The sequence below is a fragment of the Gordoniibacillus kamchatkensis genome (assembly GCF_000829455.1).
GTDB classification, from domain to species: domain Bacteria; phylum Bacillota; class Bacilli; order Paenibacillales; family NBRC-103111; genus Gordoniibacillus; species Gordoniibacillus kamchatkensis.
In genome coordinates this window covers 214066-232899 of the sequence record NZ_JXAK01000002.1, presented here as the reverse complement: position 1 = coordinate 232899, position 18834 = coordinate 214066, and the positions used below count along the sequence as shown (strand labels likewise).

The 18834-nt window shown below is 55.9% G+C and carries 21 protein-coding genes and 1 pseudogene; 4 read left to right on the top strand and 18 right to left on the bottom strand.

Annotation, left to right across the window (positions count from 1 at the left end):
• The 13 genes and pseudogenes from SD70_RS02295 to SD70_RS02230 form a co-directional block, all read right to left on the bottom strand.
• On the bottom strand, nt 1-747 hold a 747-nt coding region (locus tag SD70_RS02295), incomplete at its 3' end, for an SAF domain-containing protein (RefSeq protein ID WP_041045159.1).
• 38 nt (nt 748-785) lie between these two features.
• Complete coding sequence (locus tag SD70_RS02290; RefSeq protein WP_041045157.1) at nt 786-1394, bottom strand: hypothetical protein; 609 nt, start codon at nt 1392-1394, stop codon at nt 786-788.
• The gene (locus SD70_RS02285; protein WP_041045155.1) at nt 1382-1594 is read right to left on the bottom strand and encodes a hypothetical protein; all 213 of its coding nucleotides are present in this window, start codon (nt 1592-1594) and stop codon (nt 1382-1384) included. The genes SD70_RS02290 and SD70_RS02285 overlap by 13 nt, the downstream gene beginning before the upstream one ends.
• A gap of 88 nt (nt 1595-1682) precedes the next feature.
• Nucleotides 1683-2630 carry a ParB/RepB/Spo0J family partition protein gene (locus tag SD70_RS02280; RefSeq protein WP_449267209.1) on the bottom strand — a complete coding sequence of 316 codons (948 nt, stop codon included), beginning with the start codon at nt 2628-2630 and terminating at the stop codon, nt 1683-1685.
• Complete coding sequence (locus SD70_RS02275) at nt 2578-3405, bottom strand: ParA family protein (protein WP_041045153.1); 828 nt, start codon at nt 3403-3405, stop codon at nt 2578-2580. The genes SD70_RS02280 and SD70_RS02275 overlap by 53 nt, the downstream gene beginning before the upstream one ends.
• Before the next feature lie 146 nt (nt 3406-3551).
• On the bottom strand, nt 3552-4385 hold the full coding sequence (locus tag SD70_RS02270) for a hypothetical protein (RefSeq protein WP_041045152.1): 834 nt from the start codon (nt 4383-4385) through the stop codon (nt 3552-3554).
• A 189-nt stretch (nt 4386-4574) separates the two neighbouring features.
• Nucleotides 4575-6283 (bottom strand): annotated as a pseudogene (gene rlmD / locus SD70_RS32730) (23S rRNA (uracil(1939)-C(5))-methyltransferase RlmD).
• Between the two features lie 158 nt (nt 6284-6441).
• Entirely contained in the window at nt 6442-6756 is a 315-nt protein-coding gene (locus tag SD70_RS37460) for a hypothetical protein (protein ID WP_041045148.1), read from the bottom strand.
• A gap of 120 nt (nt 6757-6876) precedes the next feature.
• Nucleotides 6877-8085, bottom strand: coding sequence for an SEC-C metal-binding domain-containing protein (locus SD70_RS02250; RefSeq protein ID WP_052486973.1), 1209 nt, complete (start codon nt 8083-8085; stop codon nt 6877-6879).
• 80 nt (nt 8086-8165) lie between these two features.
• Nucleotides 8166-9074: a diacylglycerol kinase gene (locus SD70_RS02245; protein WP_231570997.1), complete on the bottom strand. Its 909-nt coding sequence runs from the start codon at nt 9072-9074 to the stop codon at nt 8166-8168.
• 4 nt (nt 9075-9078) lie between these two features.
• Entirely contained in the window at nt 9079-9960 is an 882-nt protein-coding gene (locus SD70_RS02240) for a sirohydrochlorin chelatase (RefSeq protein WP_082053062.1), read from the bottom strand.
• A 110-nt stretch (nt 9961-10070) separates the two neighbouring features.
• Nucleotides 10071-11237 carry a bis-aminopropyl spermidine synthase family protein gene (locus tag SD70_RS02235; RefSeq protein WP_041045273.1) on the bottom strand — a complete coding sequence of 389 codons (1167 nt, stop codon included), beginning with the start codon at nt 11235-11237 and terminating at the stop codon, nt 10071-10073.
• A 513-nt stretch (nt 11238-11750) separates the two neighbouring features.
• A complete protein-coding gene (locus tag SD70_RS02230) occupies nt 11751-12041 on the bottom strand; it encodes a YerC/YecD family TrpR-related protein (RefSeq protein WP_041045146.1) in 291 nt (96 codons plus the stop codon).
• Nucleotides 12042-12948: 907 nt separating this feature from the next.
• On the opposite strand from SD70_RS02230, the gene SD70_RS39090 reads away from it, so the two are divergent.
• The 4 genes from SD70_RS39090 (at nt 12949) to SD70_RS02215 (ending at nt 14455) form a co-directional block, all read left to right on the top strand.
• Nucleotides 12949-13311: a hypothetical protein gene (locus SD70_RS39090; RefSeq protein WP_269432398.1), complete on the top strand. Its 363-nt coding sequence runs from the start codon at nt 12949-12951 to the stop codon at nt 13309-13311.
• Nucleotides 13305-13466: a hypothetical protein gene (locus tag SD70_RS37450; RefSeq protein WP_269432397.1), complete on the top strand. Its 162-nt coding sequence runs from the start codon at nt 13305-13307 to the stop codon at nt 13464-13466. Before SD70_RS39090 ends, SD70_RS37450 begins: the two co-directional genes overlap by 7 nt.
• 266 nt (nt 13467-13732) lie before the next feature.
• On the top strand, nt 13733-13957 hold the full coding sequence (locus tag SD70_RS02220; protein WP_231570993.1) for a hypothetical protein: 225 nt from the start codon (nt 13733-13735) through the stop codon (nt 13955-13957).
• Between the two features lie 18 nt (nt 13958-13975).
• Nucleotides 13976-14455 carry a thiol-disulfide oxidoreductase DCC family protein gene (locus SD70_RS02215; protein WP_082053059.1) on the top strand — a complete coding sequence of 160 codons (480 nt, stop codon included), beginning with the start codon at nt 13976-13978 and terminating at the stop codon, nt 14453-14455.
• Between the two features lie 38 nt (nt 14456-14493).
• Here SD70_RS02215 and SD70_RS02210 read toward each other — a convergent pair whose 3' ends face one another.
• From SD70_RS02210 to SD70_RS02190, 5 genes are all read right to left on the bottom strand, one after another.
• Nucleotides 14494-14937 carry an SgcJ/EcaC family oxidoreductase gene (locus SD70_RS02210; protein WP_041045144.1) on the bottom strand — a complete coding sequence of 148 codons (444 nt, stop codon included), beginning with the start codon at nt 14935-14937 and terminating at the stop codon, nt 14494-14496.
• A 609-nt stretch (nt 14938-15546) separates the two neighbouring features.
• Nucleotides 15547-15783, bottom strand: coding sequence for a phytanoyl-CoA dioxygenase family protein (locus SD70_RS39085; RefSeq protein ID WP_041045142.1), 237 nt, complete (start codon nt 15781-15783; stop codon nt 15547-15549).
• Nucleotides 15783-16190, bottom strand: a complete 408-nt coding sequence (locus SD70_RS39080) for a phytanoyl-CoA dioxygenase family protein (protein WP_041045140.1) — start codon at nt 16188-16190, stop codon at nt 15783-15785. The genes SD70_RS39085 and SD70_RS39080 overlap by 1 nt, the downstream gene beginning before the upstream one ends.
• 175 nt (nt 16191-16365) lie before the next feature.
• The gene (locus tag SD70_RS02195; RefSeq protein ID WP_041045138.1) at nt 16366-17202 is read right to left on the bottom strand and encodes a phytanoyl-CoA dioxygenase family protein; all 837 of its coding nucleotides are present in this window, start codon (nt 17200-17202) and stop codon (nt 16366-16368) included.
• 37 nt (nt 17203-17239) lie between these two features.
• Nucleotides 17240-18736, bottom strand: a complete 1497-nt coding sequence (locus SD70_RS02190) for an extracellular solute-binding protein (RefSeq protein WP_052486969.1) — start codon at nt 18734-18736, stop codon at nt 17240-17242.
• Nucleotides 18737-18834: the final 98 nt, after the last annotated feature.

Sequence of the window (18834 nt, the reverse complement as noted above, 5' to 3'; positions counted from 1 at the left end):
GGTTGTCGCTTTTTCGAGCAGGTTCGGATCATGCGCCATCAAGTCTAACACCTTCGGATTGGCGGGATAATTGACCGCCGCCGCTTCCTGCAAGCCCGGTTCGATGTAGGGCAGGGCATACAGCCGCGCGCCTTGCAAGTACGCGTCGATAATCGCGCTTGAAGTCCGTAATATATCCAGTTCATTCATTTCCAGCCAGATGACAGTGCCGGACAACTCCCGCGCTTTCTTTTTCGCCAGCAGGACAAAATCCTCGCCGGTCGGAAAGTTGATTCGCACGTCAATATACTGTCCCTTTTGCAAATTGGTGGGAAGCTGAATGACATGAAACTCCTGCACCCGCACATCCTTCGGGATCGGCGCGCTCTCATACAGCATGGACGGCATCAGCGGCGTGCCTGGCTGCAATTCGATTTTGGCGCTTTTGCCGATGACCGCATTCTGATCGGTAATCACCCCCGATGGCACCAGACTCGCGGGCATCGGGACAGACTTGAGGTCTTCCGCCGTCACGGTGTCACCGGCCGGAATGGTTCGCGCCACGGTCCAAACGCTTCTGCGCGATTGTTCCTCTATCGTTTTCAGTTCCTCGATTTGCTTTTCATATTGTTCCTTCATTTGCTGCTGTTTCTGCTCTTGCTCTGATTGCTTGATCAGAGAAAAAATAGCCGCAGCCACAAGCAAACACATGCTTACGGCAATCGCGGCGATCATAAGCGTCTTGCGGTGCCGATACGTCCACGACATCGCTCACGTCTCCTTTCTACTCTCTATTGAATTGCATCTTACCGGGCCTCGTCACGGCGCTCAGGCTTTTGCTGGGTTACAGCCTGATGCTGCTCCAGTTTTTCTTGCGCCCATGCTGGCATATGCACCGGTTTTATTAGACCCATAAAATCCTCCCGATTCCAGCGAGCCTCCTCACCGGTATACAGATTGATCACGTAGACAGCGCGACCTCGGGAATAGGCAGAGGTGCCAAAACCGCTTAGCGCCAGCACAAGCTGGTTAACTGCGGTGCGATATTCAGGTCGCAACCGTTCCGGCCGGATGACAACAACCTGGTTGTCAATGCGCATGTCTTCGCGAATCGGCTGGCATTGGGCTTGGGTAAGGGGAGATAGGGGGACCTTGACGCTGGCCCTTTCTGCTTTGAGATCCTCCAGTTCCCATTGCACGCGGGAAATAAAGTCATGCATGGCCTCAAGATAATCCGCGCCGGCCGCATTCGCGTAAAATTGCTCGACACCCAACGAATTGTTTCGGGTGCAGGTACAAACCATGTACGGACGTTCGGCATTGGTTTCGTCTATGCCAAGCAGCACTTCCACCTTCCCGATGGAGATGGCCTGAACGACTTCGTAGTTGTCCACCATTCGCTTCATTTCTTCCATCGTCCGTCCTCACTTCCTGGATAGTTGCGGTCTTCCTTCGTTCTCCGGTTTCGTTTTGATTGACCGGTTTCACGAGATTCCTTTTTTGGCATGTGCGGCTCCACGGTCTCATCCTCCAAAACTTCAACGCGGTTGAAACCCGGCTTTTCTTGCATCAGGCGCTCATACTGACGACGCCTCCCTTTCGTGAAATACACCATGTATCGCCTCCCCAAAAATGGGCATAAAAAAGCTCTCCGTCTTAGGGGAGAGTGCTGCCGAACAGGATCGATATGTTTCAGATACGGGTTAACGTTCCTGTTCCCGTTGCCGTTTTTTATACCAGCTTTCCAGTAGTTGTACGATCAGGTCTTCCTTTTGCTTTTCGGTAAAGTCCCTCGGGAAGAAACGGTCGATCCGCTCGCGCCGAATGGTCATCTTTTCTTTCTGGTTCGGCTTCTCCTCCGTGAGAATCGAGAAGATGACATCCACGTTAAGCCGCCCGTCCTGGCTCAGTCTTTTCATGCGCTGCGCCTGCGCCAGCGAAGGCGTGCAGTCCTCGGACTGCATCGTTTCGTACAGGGCTTTCTGTTCTTCTTCGGCCAAGTAAGAAAGCTCCACGGCCGGATTGAAGGCGATTCGCTTATCGTCCACCATTTCGAGAATGGAGGGGGTCAATTCGGTAAGGCGGATATAGCGCTGGATTTGATTGCGGCTTTCGCCTGTCTGATCTGCCAAAATTTCAACTGAATATTTGCCTCGTAAATCCTGCCCAACTTGGGTAGAATTTTCTTTACTCGGTCTGCCCGCCTGTCTTTTCATCGCCTCCAACTTCATCTTATAGGCGAATGCTTTCTCGCTTGGCGCAATATTTTCCCGTTGCAGGTTGCTGTCCACCATAATGATCGTCGCCTGATCGTCGTCCAGTTCGCGGACGATGCAGGGCATCGTTTCTCTGCCTGCCAATTCGCTCGCTTTTTTACGACGATGTCCGGCTACCATTTCATAGCCGCCGTCCGCCTTCGGACGAACCAGGCCGGGAACAAGAACGCCGTATTGCTTTACGCTGTCCGCCATTTCCAGCATCGCTTCATCCGCCTTCACCTTGAACGGGTGGCCGGGAAAATCGCTGACTTCAGATAAAGGGATGTCCAACACTTTTTCCCGCTTTTCATCGGCGCGGCTCTCCTCGGTGGAGAATAAATCAGCGACTGTGGTCAGTTTGATGCTGGCGCGCATGTCGTCTTTCGCTGCCAATGCTCTGCACCTCCTTCGTAAAGGCGGCATACGCTTTTGCCGTTTGACCATTGGGGTCATGAGCATAAATGCTTTTTCCCTTGGCGCTCGTTTCCGCCGCTCGAACGGATAAGGGAATTTCGGTGTTGAACACGCGCAGCTTGTCGCCGTAGTCGCGCCGAAGAACAAAGGAAATGTCTTTGGCAAATTTCGTCCGGCTGTCTACCATCGTGAGCAGCACGCCGTCCAAAACCAACTTCGGATTAATCTGCCTGCGCACACGGGCAATGGTTTGCAACAGTTGGGTCATTCCCTTGGCCGGCAAATAATGCGCCTGTACGGGAATAATGACGCTGTCCGCTGCCGCCAACGCGTTGATGGTCAACATGCCCAAACTCGGCATGCAATCGATCAGCACGTAATCGTAATCGGTTTTAACGGAGTCGATGTACGAACGTAAAATCGTTTCTCTGCTCATCGTGTTGACGAGCGATACCTCAACAGCGGACAATTCAATATTGCCTGGCATCAGGTCAACGCCTTCATGGTGATGCAAAATACCTTCCCGCGCTTCATAGGATTCTTCCAGCATCGTTTTCGCCAGCAATGTGGCCAAAGATACCGACAGATTATCCGGTTCGTGGAACCCTAACGAATCCGTCAGGTTGCCTTGCGCGTCCGCATCGACCAGTAAAACCTTTTTCCCATCGGCTGCCAATCCGATCCCCAGGTTGACCGCCGTTGTGGTCTTGCCCACGCCGCCTTTCTGATTGGCGAGGGCGATCACCTTGGTCATCTTACACTTCTCCTTTCAAGCAAAAAGCCGATTGTGCTGAACATTCAAGTTCAGACAATCGGCTTTCTCGAAAAATATCTATATGAAAAGAGAACGCCGCTCTCAAGATGGAGGGACGTTCTCTTGAATAATCATATATTTTCAATCTAGGGTTCCTTGTTATATCTTGTATCCTTAGTGTAATTATCCCTAATAATCTTCCTTGGGTAGGAAGAATAGCTGATTGAGATCATCAAGTTTTTCAACTCATCCGACTTTATTACTTTGGCAGTGCTCAACTTACCTATTCTAATGAAGTGGTCTTCTGGCATTTCTATTCCCACAGCTAGCCGGTATTCCCTCTGGTAGTCTAAATATGAGTTCTTGTACAGAAAGCGTTCTTTTGCGCTTTTATTGAAAGCTTGCATTCTATCGATTCTATTTTGATTGCAATATTCAACTTTATCAAAGATATAATCGCATCCAAAGTGATTACAATATGCGGCAATCCTCGCTTCTACTTCTCTGGCTCCAAGTATAACACAATATTCGCCAAAACGTTCTGTCATTGTTTTATATTCGTCATCCGTGAATGGAAATTTGAAATCAGCATGTGTTTCATCGGCATCAATAATCTCCATGTCGCCAAGAGGTATCCCAACAAATGAGACAATCGGTATCAGATCATCTTCCTTAAACTGTGTCTTAAGTACGCCCTTGGGAGCAGTAAAAACCACATTCCCTGTTTCGCTGTCAATAACCGTAATATTTTCAGTTTGTATGGATAACAGCAGCTCGAATTGGTCACCCTGTCCACGTTCGCCAGTTTCAATTTCTCTTCGCCTAAAATACTCTGCTGTGTTTCCATACAAATCCCCGTTACACACATCTTGCGCAAACTTTTCGCAACTACAGAACTTTAGGTAAAAAAGAGGGCGTGGGCTTGTTAGGTTCTCTATTTGCTCAACCAAATACTTTTTTTCTTCTGGTGTAATGCTCATGTCACAACTCCTCCAAGTTACAAATACCCTTGTAAACTTATTGTTTCAACATATCTACGCACCCGACGTCCAAATCCATGTCCAAGACGACGGAAACACCAATTTTGTCTTTCAACACCTTATTTTTGAAGTCACTACCGTCCGCCGTAAAAGTCATAAATCGCGCAAAGTGTTGAAAACAAAGGATTTCTACGTATCGATTCGTTGCATTCCTATTACGCACTCCACATGCACCGTATGCGGAAACATATCCACCGGTTGCACCTCTACTGTCCTGTACCCCCCATCCTCAAGCACCCGCAGATCCCGGGCCAACGTCGAGGGGTTGCATGAGACGTACACCACACGCCGCGGCTTCAGCTCCAGCAGCGTCTCCAGAAGCGATGCGTCGCACCCTTTGCGCGGCGGGTCCACCACGACCACGTCAGGGACTACTCCCGCCTGCTGCCACTCGGGCAGGACGTCCTCGGCCTTGCCAACAGCAAATTCGACATTCACAATCCCGTTCAACTCAGCGTTTAAGCGGGCATCATCAATCGCCTCGGGCACAATCTCCACGCCATACACTTTCCGCGCCCGCTGCGCCAAAAACAGCGAAATTGTCCCGATCCCGCAGTACGCATCGATAACCGTCTCGCGCCCCGTTAGCGCCGCATACTCGAGCGCCTTGCCGTAAAGCGCTCGGTCTGCACCGGATTGACCTGAAAAAACGACCTCGGCGAGATGGCGAAACGGATATCCCCGATATAATCGTAAATGACCTCACGGCCCCACAACACGATCGTCCGATCCCCGAAAATTACGTTCGTCCGCGCCGTGTTCACGTTCTGGCATATGCTTGCCACGCCAGGCACGGCCTCCCGGATGCGTGCGACCCACTCGTCTTCGCGCGGAATCTCCTCGCCGTTGGTCACGAGCACGACCATCACTTCGCCAGTGCGGAAGCCGACCTTGACCACAACGTGGCGCAGTAGCCCGGTGTGCGTGTTCTCTCGGTACGCACTGACGCCCAGTTCCCGGCCGATCCGCTTCACAACCTCAACAACGCGGTCGCCCTCGTTGTGCTGAATCAAACACTCGTCCATATTTACAATCCGATGAGTGCCTTGCGCATAAAAGCCGCCGACGAGGCCGCCCTCCTCCTCGCCGATCGGCACCTGTACCTTGTTTCGGTAACGCCATGGCTCCACCATGCCGATGGTCGGGTGCACAACGACACGGCCAGCATTAACAGTACCAGCTTCACCTTCAGTGGAAGAAGCCAGATCGACAGAAGCAGACTCTATGACCTTCCCGTCCTCATTGGATTCCTCCTCGGCGGCGCTGCCGGCCTTAATTCCCGCAACAGCCTCAACTCTGCTCGCAACGGCATCGCCATCCGCGGCGCCTTCCACCACGACTGCCTCATCCGAAACGCCCCGTACCTCTCCTTCTCCAACAACCCTTCCATCCGCTCCACCCGGCGCAGCATCCGTCCCCTCCCCTGCCACGCGCAGCTTGCCGATGCGCTCCAGATTGTCGAGGACAATCTGGCGTTTCACGCGCAGTTGGGCGGCGTAGTCGAGATGCTGGAGCTGGCAGCCGCCGCAAGCGTCGTAGATGCCGCACGGCGGCAAGACGCGGTCGGGGCTGGGGGCCAGCACTTGCAGCAGCTTGGCGAAGCGTACTGCTTCTTCAGGTGTTCGACGCGGACGAGTGAACGTTCCCCCGGCAGCACCGGGGACGAACAGGGTGAAGCCGTTCACGCGGCCGACCCCTTCCCCATTGTGCCCGATGCCGATAATCTCGGCTTCATAATCATGGCCGACGGCGACGGGGAGCGCAGCGGGAGCCGAAGAAGCCGACTCAGAGCCACGGGCGGCACCATCAAAAGAACGGTGGCCGCGCCGGTCCCGCACGACGAGAGGATTGCGAGTGGCTGCGACTTTAGCCGGGCGGCGGCCGGCATCAGCACGTCGGTTTTGGGATCGTGAGGACTTGCCTTCGCCGGTAGTCCGGACATTTTCATTACGCTGAGACACACTCTCACCTGTCCGTCTGCTTTTGTCCCACGAAGTCACGACGCCGTTGCCAGCACGGTTACTTGCTCCACGCGGAAACTCACCAATGCCCGATGCACGGTTGCTTTCGCCATTCGAAATAACGTTATTGTCGACAGCACGCCCTCTACCACGTCGCAGAGGCGTGCCACCGCCTCCGGAAGCGCCGCCACCACCTGCGGGCGCACCGCCCCTGGCGGAATCGCCTCCGCCGGCGGAAACCGATTGCCCCGTTGCGCGCGGGCGAGCGGCTGCGGGGCGCGGAGCATTTTCGCCATGATGCTTGGAATTGCGTTTGTTGCGTTTGGTCGGTTTTGCCATAAGTTGTTCAATCTCCGTACGTCAAGGTAAGTTCTGTTCCCCATGCTATCGAAACGAAAACCGAAAGTCAATGAACGCCAAAAAAGCCTGCCTCGCCAAGATGGCGAGAACGGGCCTGACACGCCGTACGTTCATTTGCCGCAGCATTTCTTATACTTCAAGCCGCTGCCGCATGGGCATGGATCGTTACGGCCTACTGTTTTTCTCGTTGCGAAATCGATCACGTTCCCCTCGGCAGGAGACGGCGGCGCTGCAGTTCTGTTACGTTCAGCCGAAATCTCGTAAGGAGCGTATCCCTTAAGAATCCATTGTTTAGTGTTGTTATGAAGCGCGACGATATGTTCCATGAAGGCCTCGACCGTCTTTAGATCGTCCATTTCCAATTGTTCTTGCAGCAAAGTCAGCACATCGCCCGGCATGTCTCCGCATTGAATCGCGTACTCGCACTCTTCCACCAGGTCGTCTGCCTCGTTCCGCGAAATATCGTAAGTGCGCGCGATGAAATCGACAAAAGCCCGGTAGCTCGGGTTCCGATCCGCAAAACCCGACTCGCCCGCGCGGAGCAATTGCCCCTTGGTGAACGGATAAAAGGGCAGGCTGGATCTCATCGCCTGCTCCCTCTTCAATCGGGCGATATCGAAAACATCGGCATGCGAGTATCTTTCGTTATCGTGATGGATGAGTTGATAGAACTTTTCGGCTTCTTCCATAACGACCATATAAGCGTATAGATCCGGCTTCTCACCGGTATGCTGTGCGAGCATGCTTTCCAAATGTTCCAGATCGAGCGTGCCATAGTAATACAACATCCCGTGCGTCAGCTTGATCCATTCCGTATTTCTGCGTATCTTTTCGCGCATAGACGCGGGATCGATCCGGCCGAAGCTGGCGAGCACTTCCTGCGACATGACCAAGGTACGTTTACCTTTGAAAGTTCCCGTGAATAATAATCCCCGTTTGCGAAAATAACTCAGCTGATACGGCTCCAACTGCACGAATGCATGTCCGCCGCGATCGGCGATCTGCTTCAAGATTTTGTACCGGGTCTCGTCCATTCGGCTCAGCAAATAAGGGAGCGCCTCCGGGATATGCTTCTCCAACGCGCCGATCAACTCTTGCTTCTTCAGCGTGCTTGCGCCCCGAATACCCAGGTTCGACCTGATCGCCGACAATTCATCCTTTGTCAGCCTCTCCAATCCTGCACCCAAGGCGAGCGACAAGTCGATATCCGCCCACCGTTTCTCCTCTTCCTTCATTTCCATTCGGCGGTGCATCTCTTCGGCTTTGTCCAGTGATTCGATCAGCCTTTTCTCGTCTTTCCCGCTAATCGGCTTGTCCATCGTTTCACTCTTCCTTTCCGGAGACGTAATCGAACGTCAAAAGCCCGCTGGCGCCATCCCAGGCGCGAACGGGCTGCATTTTACAAATCCAGCTTATCCAGCTTAAACGCATTGCTGAGCACTCCCGCCCGCCTGCGGTACTTCGATTGGCCCGACTCGTCGACGATAATGTTCAGGTGCGACTTCAGGCTGCTGAACACGCACGGGAGCGTGCCGCCGAACTCGCCGTCGAGGTTGAGCTGCACGTAGTCGGGCGAGCTGACCTCGAGGCGATTCGTTTGGAAATAGATCACGTTCGAGTCGTTCAGATGCTCGCCGCGCAGGGCGAGGGTAACGAGGCGGATGAACTCCGCCAGATTGCACCGCTTCAGCACGAGGACGTCGAGCAGGCCGTCGTTCAAGCTCGCTTCCGGCGCGAGCCGCTCGAAGCCGCCGACGGAGTTGCTGTTGGTGACGAGGAACATCATCACTTCTTCGTGCAGCTCGATTTCTGGCGATTTCATGAGCAGCTCGATCGGGCGCAGGCGGGGCAGTTTTTCGAGGCCTTTCATATAATATGCGAGCTGGCCGATCATCGTCTTCAGCTTGCTCGGCACCTCGTACGTCAGCTCGGTAAGCGACCCGCCGCCGCCGATATTAATGAAGTAGCGCGAGTTCACTTTGCCAACGTCGATGTCGCGGGTGAAGCCTTTGACGATCAGGTCGCACGCCGCATCCAGGTTGCGGGGAATCGCCAGGGCCCGGGCAAAATCGTTCGTCGTACCAAGCGGCAAAATGCCGAGCGTCGGCCGGTTTTCCTTCTCCGCGAGACCGTTGATGACCTCGTACAGCGTCCCGTCCCCGCCCGCCGCAATGACGACGTCGAAGCCGCGCTCGACGGCTTCCGCCGCTGCCAGCGTAGCATCGCTTTCGCCGATCGTGGCGTGCGTCGACGTCTCCAGGCCGCCCCGTTCGAGGCGGGCCAGGACGTCGTGCAGCCTTTTGCGCATTTCTTCACGGCCCGATGTCGGATTGTAGATGAGTCTCGCTCGTTTGACTTTGGTAGCCACGTGCTGCATTCCTCCTCTCTTCCGGCTTCGGTGCGGCAGCTTGCTCCTGCGCCAGCCGCTGCGTCCGTTCGATCTGACGTTCCATCCAACGCGACACGAGCGGACTTGGCAGGAGCGCCCTGCCGTTATACCGCACATTATGATGTCGGCCTTCCAGCCTTTGCGGAACGACCGTTTGGGTGAAATAGCCTTCGCTTAGAAAAAGCGGTGCCGCGACGATCGCATAGTCCTGTCGCCGCTCCTGCCACCGGCGCAGCTTTCGCGCCGTCTGATCCGGCAGCAGCATCGCCGTGTCGGCCGCAGCGAAGCCGCCGATCAGCCTGACGCGCTCCGCCAGCCGCTTAAGTCCGCGCTGCCAACGCTGGTGGAAGCCGCGCTCGGCGCTGCCGTGGCCGACGAGCAGCAGCACTTCGCGCTGCGGCTCGCGGCTCAGCTCGCGCACTTTGTCGTAGACGAGCTCGGCGACGACCGGGTCGTCGTCGATCGGAGCCGCCATATGGACGCGGGCGGTGCGTTCGAACGGCGTCATTTCGGTTGGCAGCAGCGGTTGCGGGATGACGCCGAGCGCAAAGCCGATCTCGTCCAAATGCGTGCTTCCGGAGGAAACGAAGAGCGGCACGACGAGCAGATCGGTGACGCCTTCGTTTTCGAGCGCGGCGATGCCGTCTTGTATGAGCCGTCCCTCCACGATCTCGAGAAACGACGAAACGATGGGAATGCCACCGGGCGCACGCACCTCGGCCACCGCTTCGTCGACGAGCCGCACCCATTCTTCGCTGCGCGATCCGTGACTGATGACGAGCACGCCGTATTTCCGCTCCGGCACGTGCACTCCCTCCTCTCAATCAAGCTTATGCTAGCGGATGCGCTGCGGAAAGTCAACCGGATCGTCTTGATTCGTTGCCAATTTGCTGCGAAGCGGGAGCGCTTCGGTTGTCAGACGTTCTTTTTGTCCGTGACATCGAACGTATCGTTCCCGCAGCGGCGGCAGCCCCGGTTTTTCAGCTCCTCGATGGTAACGTGATCGCCTTGCTGTCCGACCGATATCGATACGCCGCACCGCTTGCAACGATACGTGCGCAAGGTCCGTTTGACCTCGCCGGTATAAAGCGGATCTTCGAACGTGCCGGTAATGGAGGGAGTAGTTCGTTCCGTCGTTTTCAAAACGATCATCTGGCTGCGGTTGCCGATCGTTTCCGCGCCTTCGTATTCGTTAAATTGAGGGATCACTTCGCCCGCCATAAGTCCCATGCGCACCAACTCGCGCTGCAGGGCTACTGTAAAATCAGGCGATTTATGGGCGAACGACAGAAATATCGGCAGCCCCTTTTTGTTCTTCAAGGCGGTAAGTCCCCGCGATACAAAAAGACTCATCCCCTGCAGCGTATAAGGCGGATCGGTATAGAAAACATCGTACTTGCCGCGCAGCTCGACGGGCATAGGTTCCCGTAAATCGCAGCGGCGGCATGCGATCGGCAGCTTTTCCCGCTCGGCAATGTCGCGAATGCCTGCAAGAAACCGGTCGTCGATATCGACAACGTCGATTTGAGTCCGGCGGATAGCCGCGTTCGGATATAGACGCCGGAGCAGGAGTCCGAGGGAGACGCTGACCAGGTCGTCGTCGCCGACGCACAGGGTGCGCTTGCCGATCAGCGCGTGACGGCGCAAACCTAGAACCGCCCGCTTCAGACTCGTTTCCGCCGTACATTTGGCTTGGTCGATTTGCACATTCGCCTGCGGCCGCGTCCGGAACATTTCGCTCAGCCGCAGCAAAACGTCCGCCAGTTCGGTTCTCCAGCTGTCGCCGTTCGCCAGCAGCTTCAAATACAGTTCCTTGTCCAAGCCTTCGTAACCCCATCCTTGTTCGACGTAGGCGATGCCTTCGGGCGTGCAGCTGACGCCGATGTCTTGCCGCAGTGCGCCTGCCCGGACGAGCTCTTTTTTGATCGCGGCGGCGACGGGAACGGGCAAAATGGTTTTCCGCGCCAGTTCCTTGGTCGAAATACCCGGCTGGAAATAACATGCCAACAGCAGCTGCTCTCTGGCCTCGAGGCCTTCTTCAAGGCGCACATTGGCGCCGACTTGCTCGATATAGTTCATCATTATGGTTGCGTACGCTCCAAACTTCATCAATTTTTTGGGAAACAAAAAAGGGCAGAACATGGACATAACAGTCCATCTTCTGCCCTTTTCGGGGAGATTGACCTCGTGAGCCGAGCCCATTTTGCCCGTGCCGGTTGTTGTCTCGCCGCAGGAAAAGAGCGAGGAGCCCCTTACTTGCGGAGAAAACAACAAAAAGCCGCGCATAAGAGCACGGCTGCACAAAGTCAATGCGATGCGGTTGATGGCCGATGTTCTTAACTAATCGGTCCTTCCGATTGCATGTACAGAAATAAGCCGCATGAAACGCGGGTTATCGCCGTGCAGACGGAACGAACCTTATGAAATTCAATTAGTTAAGAACCAATCCGGACATCAAAACATCCCCCGTTTGATGAAGTTATTTTTGATTATAACGCAGTGCCTGTGGAAAATCAATCCAGATTGAGGTAAGCTTGCTTGTACGCCGCAGCCTGGCAATCGGAACCCGGCCGGGCGTTCAGGCGAGTCTCGCCGTCAGCGGCCGAGTCGGTCCAGCGTCATGACGTAGCCGTCGTTGCCGTAGTTCAGGCAGCGCTTCACTCGCGAGATCGTCGCCGTCGAAGCGCCGGTCTCCGCTTCAATCTGATTGTATGTGTAGCCTTTGCGCAGCATGCGGGCAACTTCCAGCCGCTGCGACAACGATTGAATCTCGTTCACCGTGCACAAGTCGTCGAAAAACACGTAGCACTCTTCCAAATCCTTAAGCGTCAAAATGGCCTCGAACAGCTGATCGATCGCTTTATCGTTCAATTTTTTCAACTGCACTTTGCTTCACTCCTTGCGGACGTTACGTAGGATAGATTTGTGAATCGTACTATGGTTTCGACACCTTTTGCGCAAAATCCTTCCTTTACCTTTGCGTAACGGTAAAATTTTTATGCGTTAGCGAGGTAAACCGCTGGCGGGCAGCAGTAAGTTATGTACAGCGAGGACTCCCGCGCATGCTCGCCTTCGTTACAATGAGGGCGCCGGGTGTCGGTGGAGATACTTTCTAGTACTGTATATTTTCGGTTTGCAGGAAGACATCCCGCTAATTCGGCGAGACGCGGTCTATTTAGACGGAAAACCTTAGGCTGCCCGAGAAAGTAGGGCTGCACTGCGGATTGGGAATGTGAGTCTCCGGCTTCGCCCGCACTCGTGTTCCAGTCGAAAAGCGAGGTTGGAACACGAGTTCAAAGGCTGATGCTTACGAAGCGAGTAAAACTTGTAGCTCCAAAGCCCACATTCCCATCCTCCGCCTTCTCGGGTAGCAGGAAAACCTCCCGTTAATTTTGCCCATCCAGCCATACGCGGTCTATTTAGACGGAAAACCTCCAGCAAATATCAGCATTATACCGGATTTCAGGGAGCAGACGGAACATTAAGGGCAGAGTTTCCAGTTAATTCTCTGCGCGTGCTCATAATCTTCTCATTAACGGTGCCTTTTCCAGTTAGCAGAGGCTGGCATGCTGACGAAAGTGTGCCAATCACTCTGCCAGAGGGCAAGCCTGGCTTGTCGGAGCACCTTCGCTAGGCCAGGCCAGATATACGATTATCGGCTACCCTCTCCCCACCGCCGCCGGCGATGGTGACACTCCACTCCTCTTTTGCCCGCTCCACCGGGCATTCGTCCATACCAACCATTTGCCTACCACATAGGATGTAGGAAAAAAAGGAAATGGGTGAATTCCCTGTGACTGAAAATAGCAACAGCAGTTATCCTTACGACATCCAGCCGCGCAGCTTCGGCGGCGGGCCCGGCGGAGCCCCGCAGGGCGGCTTTTTCGGCGACGAGTACCCCGGGCTCGGCGGCAATCCGTACGGCGAGCTGATCCGGCCGGGCGGCAGCGCCAATTTGCCGGCTGTGTCCGGCGGCGGGGCTGGCGGCGCAGGCGGGGCTGGCGGGGCTGGAGGAGTCGGCAGCTTGCTCGGCAACTTCAACTTGGGCCAGATCAAATCGTTTGTCGACAGAATGGGCGGTATCGACGGCATCATCGGAACGATGGGCAAGTGCAGAAAATGGTGTCCAGCTTCCAGCAAATGGCCCCTATGCTGAAGCTGCTGTTCGGCTCCTTCGCCGGCAAAGCCGCGACGAAAAATGCAGGCAGCGCCCGCGCTCCGGCGGCGTACCCCAGACGCGGCAAAAAGAACGCGGGCCGGAAGCGCTACAACAGCAGCAAGCGGCGCGGCTACGGGCGCCCGCGGCGCTAGGCCGGCGATGACGCCGGGCGCCGCAGGCTCACTGCCGGAACCGCGGCTGCGGTTCATGGCGCGCCGTGGCGGCGGCAAGCCGGCCCCAAGCGCAAAAGGCATCCCCTAACCGATTGCCGGTTAGGGGATGCTCCATGCAAAGTTTCCCTTGCCTTTGCCAATTCAAGTAGAAGATATCCATCATTATGAATTAATTGTGACAAGGAGGGATTTGCCCCGCGCACGTCGAAATCGTAAAATACGAACATGGATTCGAGGTGATCGGAGTGTCCTCCTCCAAAACCTTATCGTCGGACATGGAGCTTTTCGCCGCCGCTCTGCTGCAGCGCAAAGTGTCGGTCTGGGGCCGCACCGCCGACGACAGCTACGTGCTGCTCGATGCAGGCGGCATTATCGAGAAATATTCGCCGGACTCGGTCAAAATCCGCTTCGGTCCGGGCGAGCGGCGGGAATACTACTTGCGCGGAGAGTGCGAGTTCCGCATCGAATAGCCGAAGGGGGCGATCCCCATGACGAACACCGTCAACGAGCAGGATAACGGGCCTGTCCGCGCGCCAGCGGATGGGCCCGTGCCGACTGCGCGGCAGCCGGGGGGCGAAGCGATCGTTTTGTTCGACGGCGTATGCCCGATGTGCAGCTTTATCGTGCGCTTCGTCTATGCGCGCGATCCGCATGCCCGGCTCCTCTTCGCGCCGCTGCAGTCGGCGGCCGGACAAGCGCTGCTGCGCCGGTTCGGGCTGCCGGCAGACAGCATGGACACATTCGTGCTCGTCGAAAGCAGCTGCGCATATACCCGCTCGACTGCTGCGCTCCGCCTCGTGCGCAAGCTGCGCGGGCCGTGGCCGCTGCTGTACGCCGGCATCGCTGTGCCGCGGCCGCTTCGTGACGCCGTCTATTCGTTCGTCGCGAAGCGCCGCTACCGCTGGTTCGGGCGCAGCGACGCGTGCATGGTGCCGGCGCCCGGGCTGAGACAGCGTTTTCTGGAATAGCGGCATCCGGCTCTTCCGGGCTGCCGAGGCCTCCGGAGCTACCGAATCAGCTCCCTTAACTCTTCCGTCATTTGTTCGACTAACTCAGGCCTTCCGTGAAACTGAGCCGGGGTATTCTGAAACAGCTCAATACGCCATGTGCCCTCGTTATTCGTCGCAACAAGAGTGTGATGCGTGTTGACTTGCGGGTTGATGTCCGATTTTCCGGGCGGCACCATTCCTGCAACAGCCCGCAAAACCGCAATCTCGGCGCTTAGAACGCGCACCTGCTTCACTTTGCTGACAAAGGCAGCGGTAGGATGGTGCTCAAAAATGGGATGGAGATGCGAGTAGATTTCATCTGGGCCAAAAGCTTGACTCCCGTCATAGCCGATCATCTCACCCTCCTCTGCGAACAAGTCGGCCATGCCGCGCGCGCTGCGGTTGTTCCACGCCTCCAATAGCTGCCGATAGAGCGCCTGAACTTCATCCGATATTGCCATAATCCCTCTCCTTCCAGATTGAATTGATGCGCGTGGACGCAGCCGCCAATGACATGGAGAACGGCGCCGCCATTTCGCTTGCCGCGAGCTCATACCGGCAAGCCGCCGGACCGTCTCTCGCCGACACCGGTGCGTCCAGAGCACGGAATATGTTGCCGAGCCGTTCGTCTTGTTGTTCAACTATAATTTAGTATAGACAAGCGCATGACCGCTATCAACCTTCCCTGCTGAATAAATGTGGCGGTCCACCCGCAAAACTGCGCCTGTAATTGCTCTTCGCGCAACTGCAAGCACCCCTTTCCGCAAAACACCCGCTGCAAGTGCTCCAACAGCAACTGCAGATGCCGCAGAGGCGCTCCACCCACAAATCTGCATCTGTTATTGCTTTTCACACCCCTGCAAGCGCCCCCCTCCCGCGAAACACTTCCAATAAACGCTCCCTTCTCGCGCCTGCCATTCCAGACAAGCCGCGTTTATCGAAGCGGAGACGTCCCAGCATTGGCAGCACTCACGCAACAAGCAAAACGGCGGCCCAGAACGAAAAATAACGTTCTTGACCGCCACCTTGATTCCTATCTCGCTAACCCAATCATGCCCGCCGGAAACGCTTCACGCGCGGGGCGGCGTTCCGCGAATCGCATCGTTGTAATGAAAGCCGTCGTTGCCATGGACGAGGAACGTTTTGATTCTCTCTTTATCCCCTTCCCATTCGCCGATCTTGAATTTGACTTCCGGCGTCGTGTAGCGAACGGAGAAAGCGACGCGCGGAATATGGGATCTATTGCTCTCAGAACCGTGAAAAATCGCTTCGTTGAAGAAGACGGCCTGCCCCGGCGACATCTCCATCAAACCGCTTTCGACTCATCCACCTGTTCCTCCGACAGCCCTTCAGCAAAAGCGCTTTTGGCATCCCCTACCGAGACGTGCTCCACCTTCTCCCGGTGCGTCCCCGGAATGAGCTTAAGACAGCCGTTCTCCTGGATGGAGAAGCCGAGCGTTACCCAAGCCGTCGCGTTGATCGCCGGTTCCATCGGCCAATAGTTGATATCTTGATGCCACGGTATAAACTTCGAATTGCCCGGCTCCTTGTACCAGAAATGCATCGCCCACAGCACGAGGTCATCGCCCAATATTTGCTTCATCGCTTCGACGATGCTCGGATGAGTGGCAAGATCGTACGCCCAGCGGTGCCGGTGATGCCATGCGGACAAATTGGCGCCGGTCGCCTTCGGCTCGTACTTGGACTGTCCCAATGTCTCGAAAATCGGCCGTAAGCCTCATCCGCCTCGGCCAGGCTTAAGCCCTGCACAGGCCCGCAAAATCCTTGGTCCTCGTACTCCGCCTTCGAGAACGTCCGTCCCACAGTTATCATAGAAGGTCCCTCCCTTCCACAATGCAATCGCTGATCATCCCTGCCCCAAGCCGCGCTTACGACCGGTACGGATTGTCGCCTTCCTGCGCGGAGAGCCGCATCGCCTTCAGCGGCACCATGTCGTCGTCGGGCACGTAATATTTGAAGCGATTCGGGCTAATGTCCCCGAGCAGCTGCCGCCGGACAGGGTCCGCCCCGGCCAACAGCGCCGGCGAAGCCTGATGGTAGTCGATCGGCCGCATCCAAATCGGGCTATACCCGATGAACAGCTGCCGCCTCGTGAACTGCGAGCGGTTCGGCGCCCCGGCGTGCCACAAGTTTTGGCCGAAAATGAACACGTCGCCGGGTTTGCCGCAAATTTGCACTTCTCCCTCCAAGGGGACGTCCACATCGGTCTGAACCGGCTTGAAATCCGGGATCAAATGGCTGCCGGGAATGACTTTGGTGTTGCCCCGGTTCGGCTCGGACATATCGCTCAGGATGTAGCAGATTTTGATGTAGTACGTAGCCGTCAATCCGCCGATCGCGGGGAATTCCGGATGAGGGCCGTCCTGATGCCAATTGATGAAGCTGCTGGTGGCCGTCTTCGCATTGTCCGGATTCGGCTTGCGCACGGTCAAATGCGAGATGTGCAGCTGAATGTTGTGGCCGAGCAAATTGACCATCAGCGGCAGCAGCTCGGGATGATCGATCAGGGACAGGATGGCGGGGTCCCGCTCCACACTGTTGTAAATATTGTATGAGAGCGACTCCGGCTCCTCCTCCAAAATGCGATCGACCGCTTGATTGACTTCCGCTACCTTCTCTGCCGAAAGCATGTTTCTCACGATTAGATAACCTTGCTCATGGAATTGCTGCGTCAGCGAACGAATATCGAGAGCTGCAGAGCTCATGCAGACCGGCTCCTTTCTGCGGCGCTTCCCGCCGCTATTATTTGCCGTAACCCAGCGCCTGGAGCTGCTTAACGGCGGAATCCAAAAATACTTTGTAGTTCATCGACGATTCCAGCCTTTTGAGGAACGCGTCGTATTCGCCGAGCGGCCGCTTGTTATAGACGAATTTGGTCATCTCTTCTTCGATGAAGCGGTTCGCATCCGCGGCGTTGAAGCCTTCCGGATAAGTGAGGAAGCCGTTCAGCGCCTGAATGCGCGGCTGCTTGTTAGCGAACTCGATATATTTGCTTTGCGGCGCGAATTTGACGGACAGATAAGCTTGCTCGGGGCGGCCGGTGAACTGGTACAGCCACGTGTAGCCGGCTTCCTTGCCCATCAGGTCCGTCGGAACGACTTTGTCGCCCTCGAGGTTGTAATGCCGCCCTTTGACGCCGAATTGGACGAGACGGGACCCTTCCGTGGCAGAGACGTAATTCAGCAGATCAAACACTTTTTGCAGCTTCGCTTTATCTTTCTCCAAAGATTTCGGAATGACGAACAGACCGGGCGCGGTGCCGATATCCCACGAACCGTCGTTTTGGGCGACAGGTCCTTTAGGCGGGGCCAATTGCAGCCAATTCGCATTCGGATTCACTTTCTTGATCTGCTCCACGAATTGGTCCTTCGTCAAATTCGGCCAATCGATCCATATAATTCCTGCTTGCCCTTTGATCGCCTTTTCCTGATGCTGCAGCCCGTTGTTGGCCATAAGCTCGGGATCGACCGAACCGCTGGCGATAAACTTGGCGATGTACGCCAAGGCATCCTTCATTCCCGGATCGTAGAGGGAATTGACGATTTTGCCGTCCTTGATGTAAAACTCGCCCGGATTGCCGACGCCGAAGCCGCCGAAGATCGGGGCGAACGCCGCCAGCTTGCCGCCGGTGAGGCCGAACGTATCCTTTTTGCCGTTGCCGTCGGGGTCCTGCTCGGCAAAAGCCTTGGATACGTTCAGCAATTCGTCGAACGTCGTTGGCGGCTGCAGGTTCAGCTTATCGAGCCAGTCTTTGCGCACCCAGTACGTGTTGTAAGGGATTTGCGGCGCCTTGGCGATAGCGTAAATTTTCCCGTTGACCGTCCCCTTCTTCAAGCTGTCGGCCCCTATAAATTCCTTCACCTGCTTTAATTCCTTATCCAAATACGGTGTCAGATCCAGCAGCAAGCCTTGCTCCCCGAACTGCTTCAGCTGCGCCTTGTCGACGCCGAACAGATCGGGGAAATTGCCGGAGGCGACGCGGACGTTCAATTGATTTTTGTAGTCGTCGGCGGCGGCATAGGCGGTCAGATTAATATCGGTATTCAGCGCTTTATCGAGCTCTTGCTTGATGAAGTCTTTGTCCGGCGAAGGCAGGCCGTTGGCGTTCTCGATAATGTCGAGCTTGACCGGCTTGGCGGGTGCGCTCGCTGCGCCCGGCGCCGTTTTGGCGTCAGTGCCTGCTGCGGCGCCAGAGCTCCCGCTGCTGCCGTTGCTGGCGCACCCTGCGGCCGCGAGTATCGTGCCGGCAACAAGAAGCGAGACGGCAGATGCGGACCAGGTGTGGGACTCGCTTCATCGGCTTAACCCCTTCTTTCTTGGCGTAATGTGGTGATGTA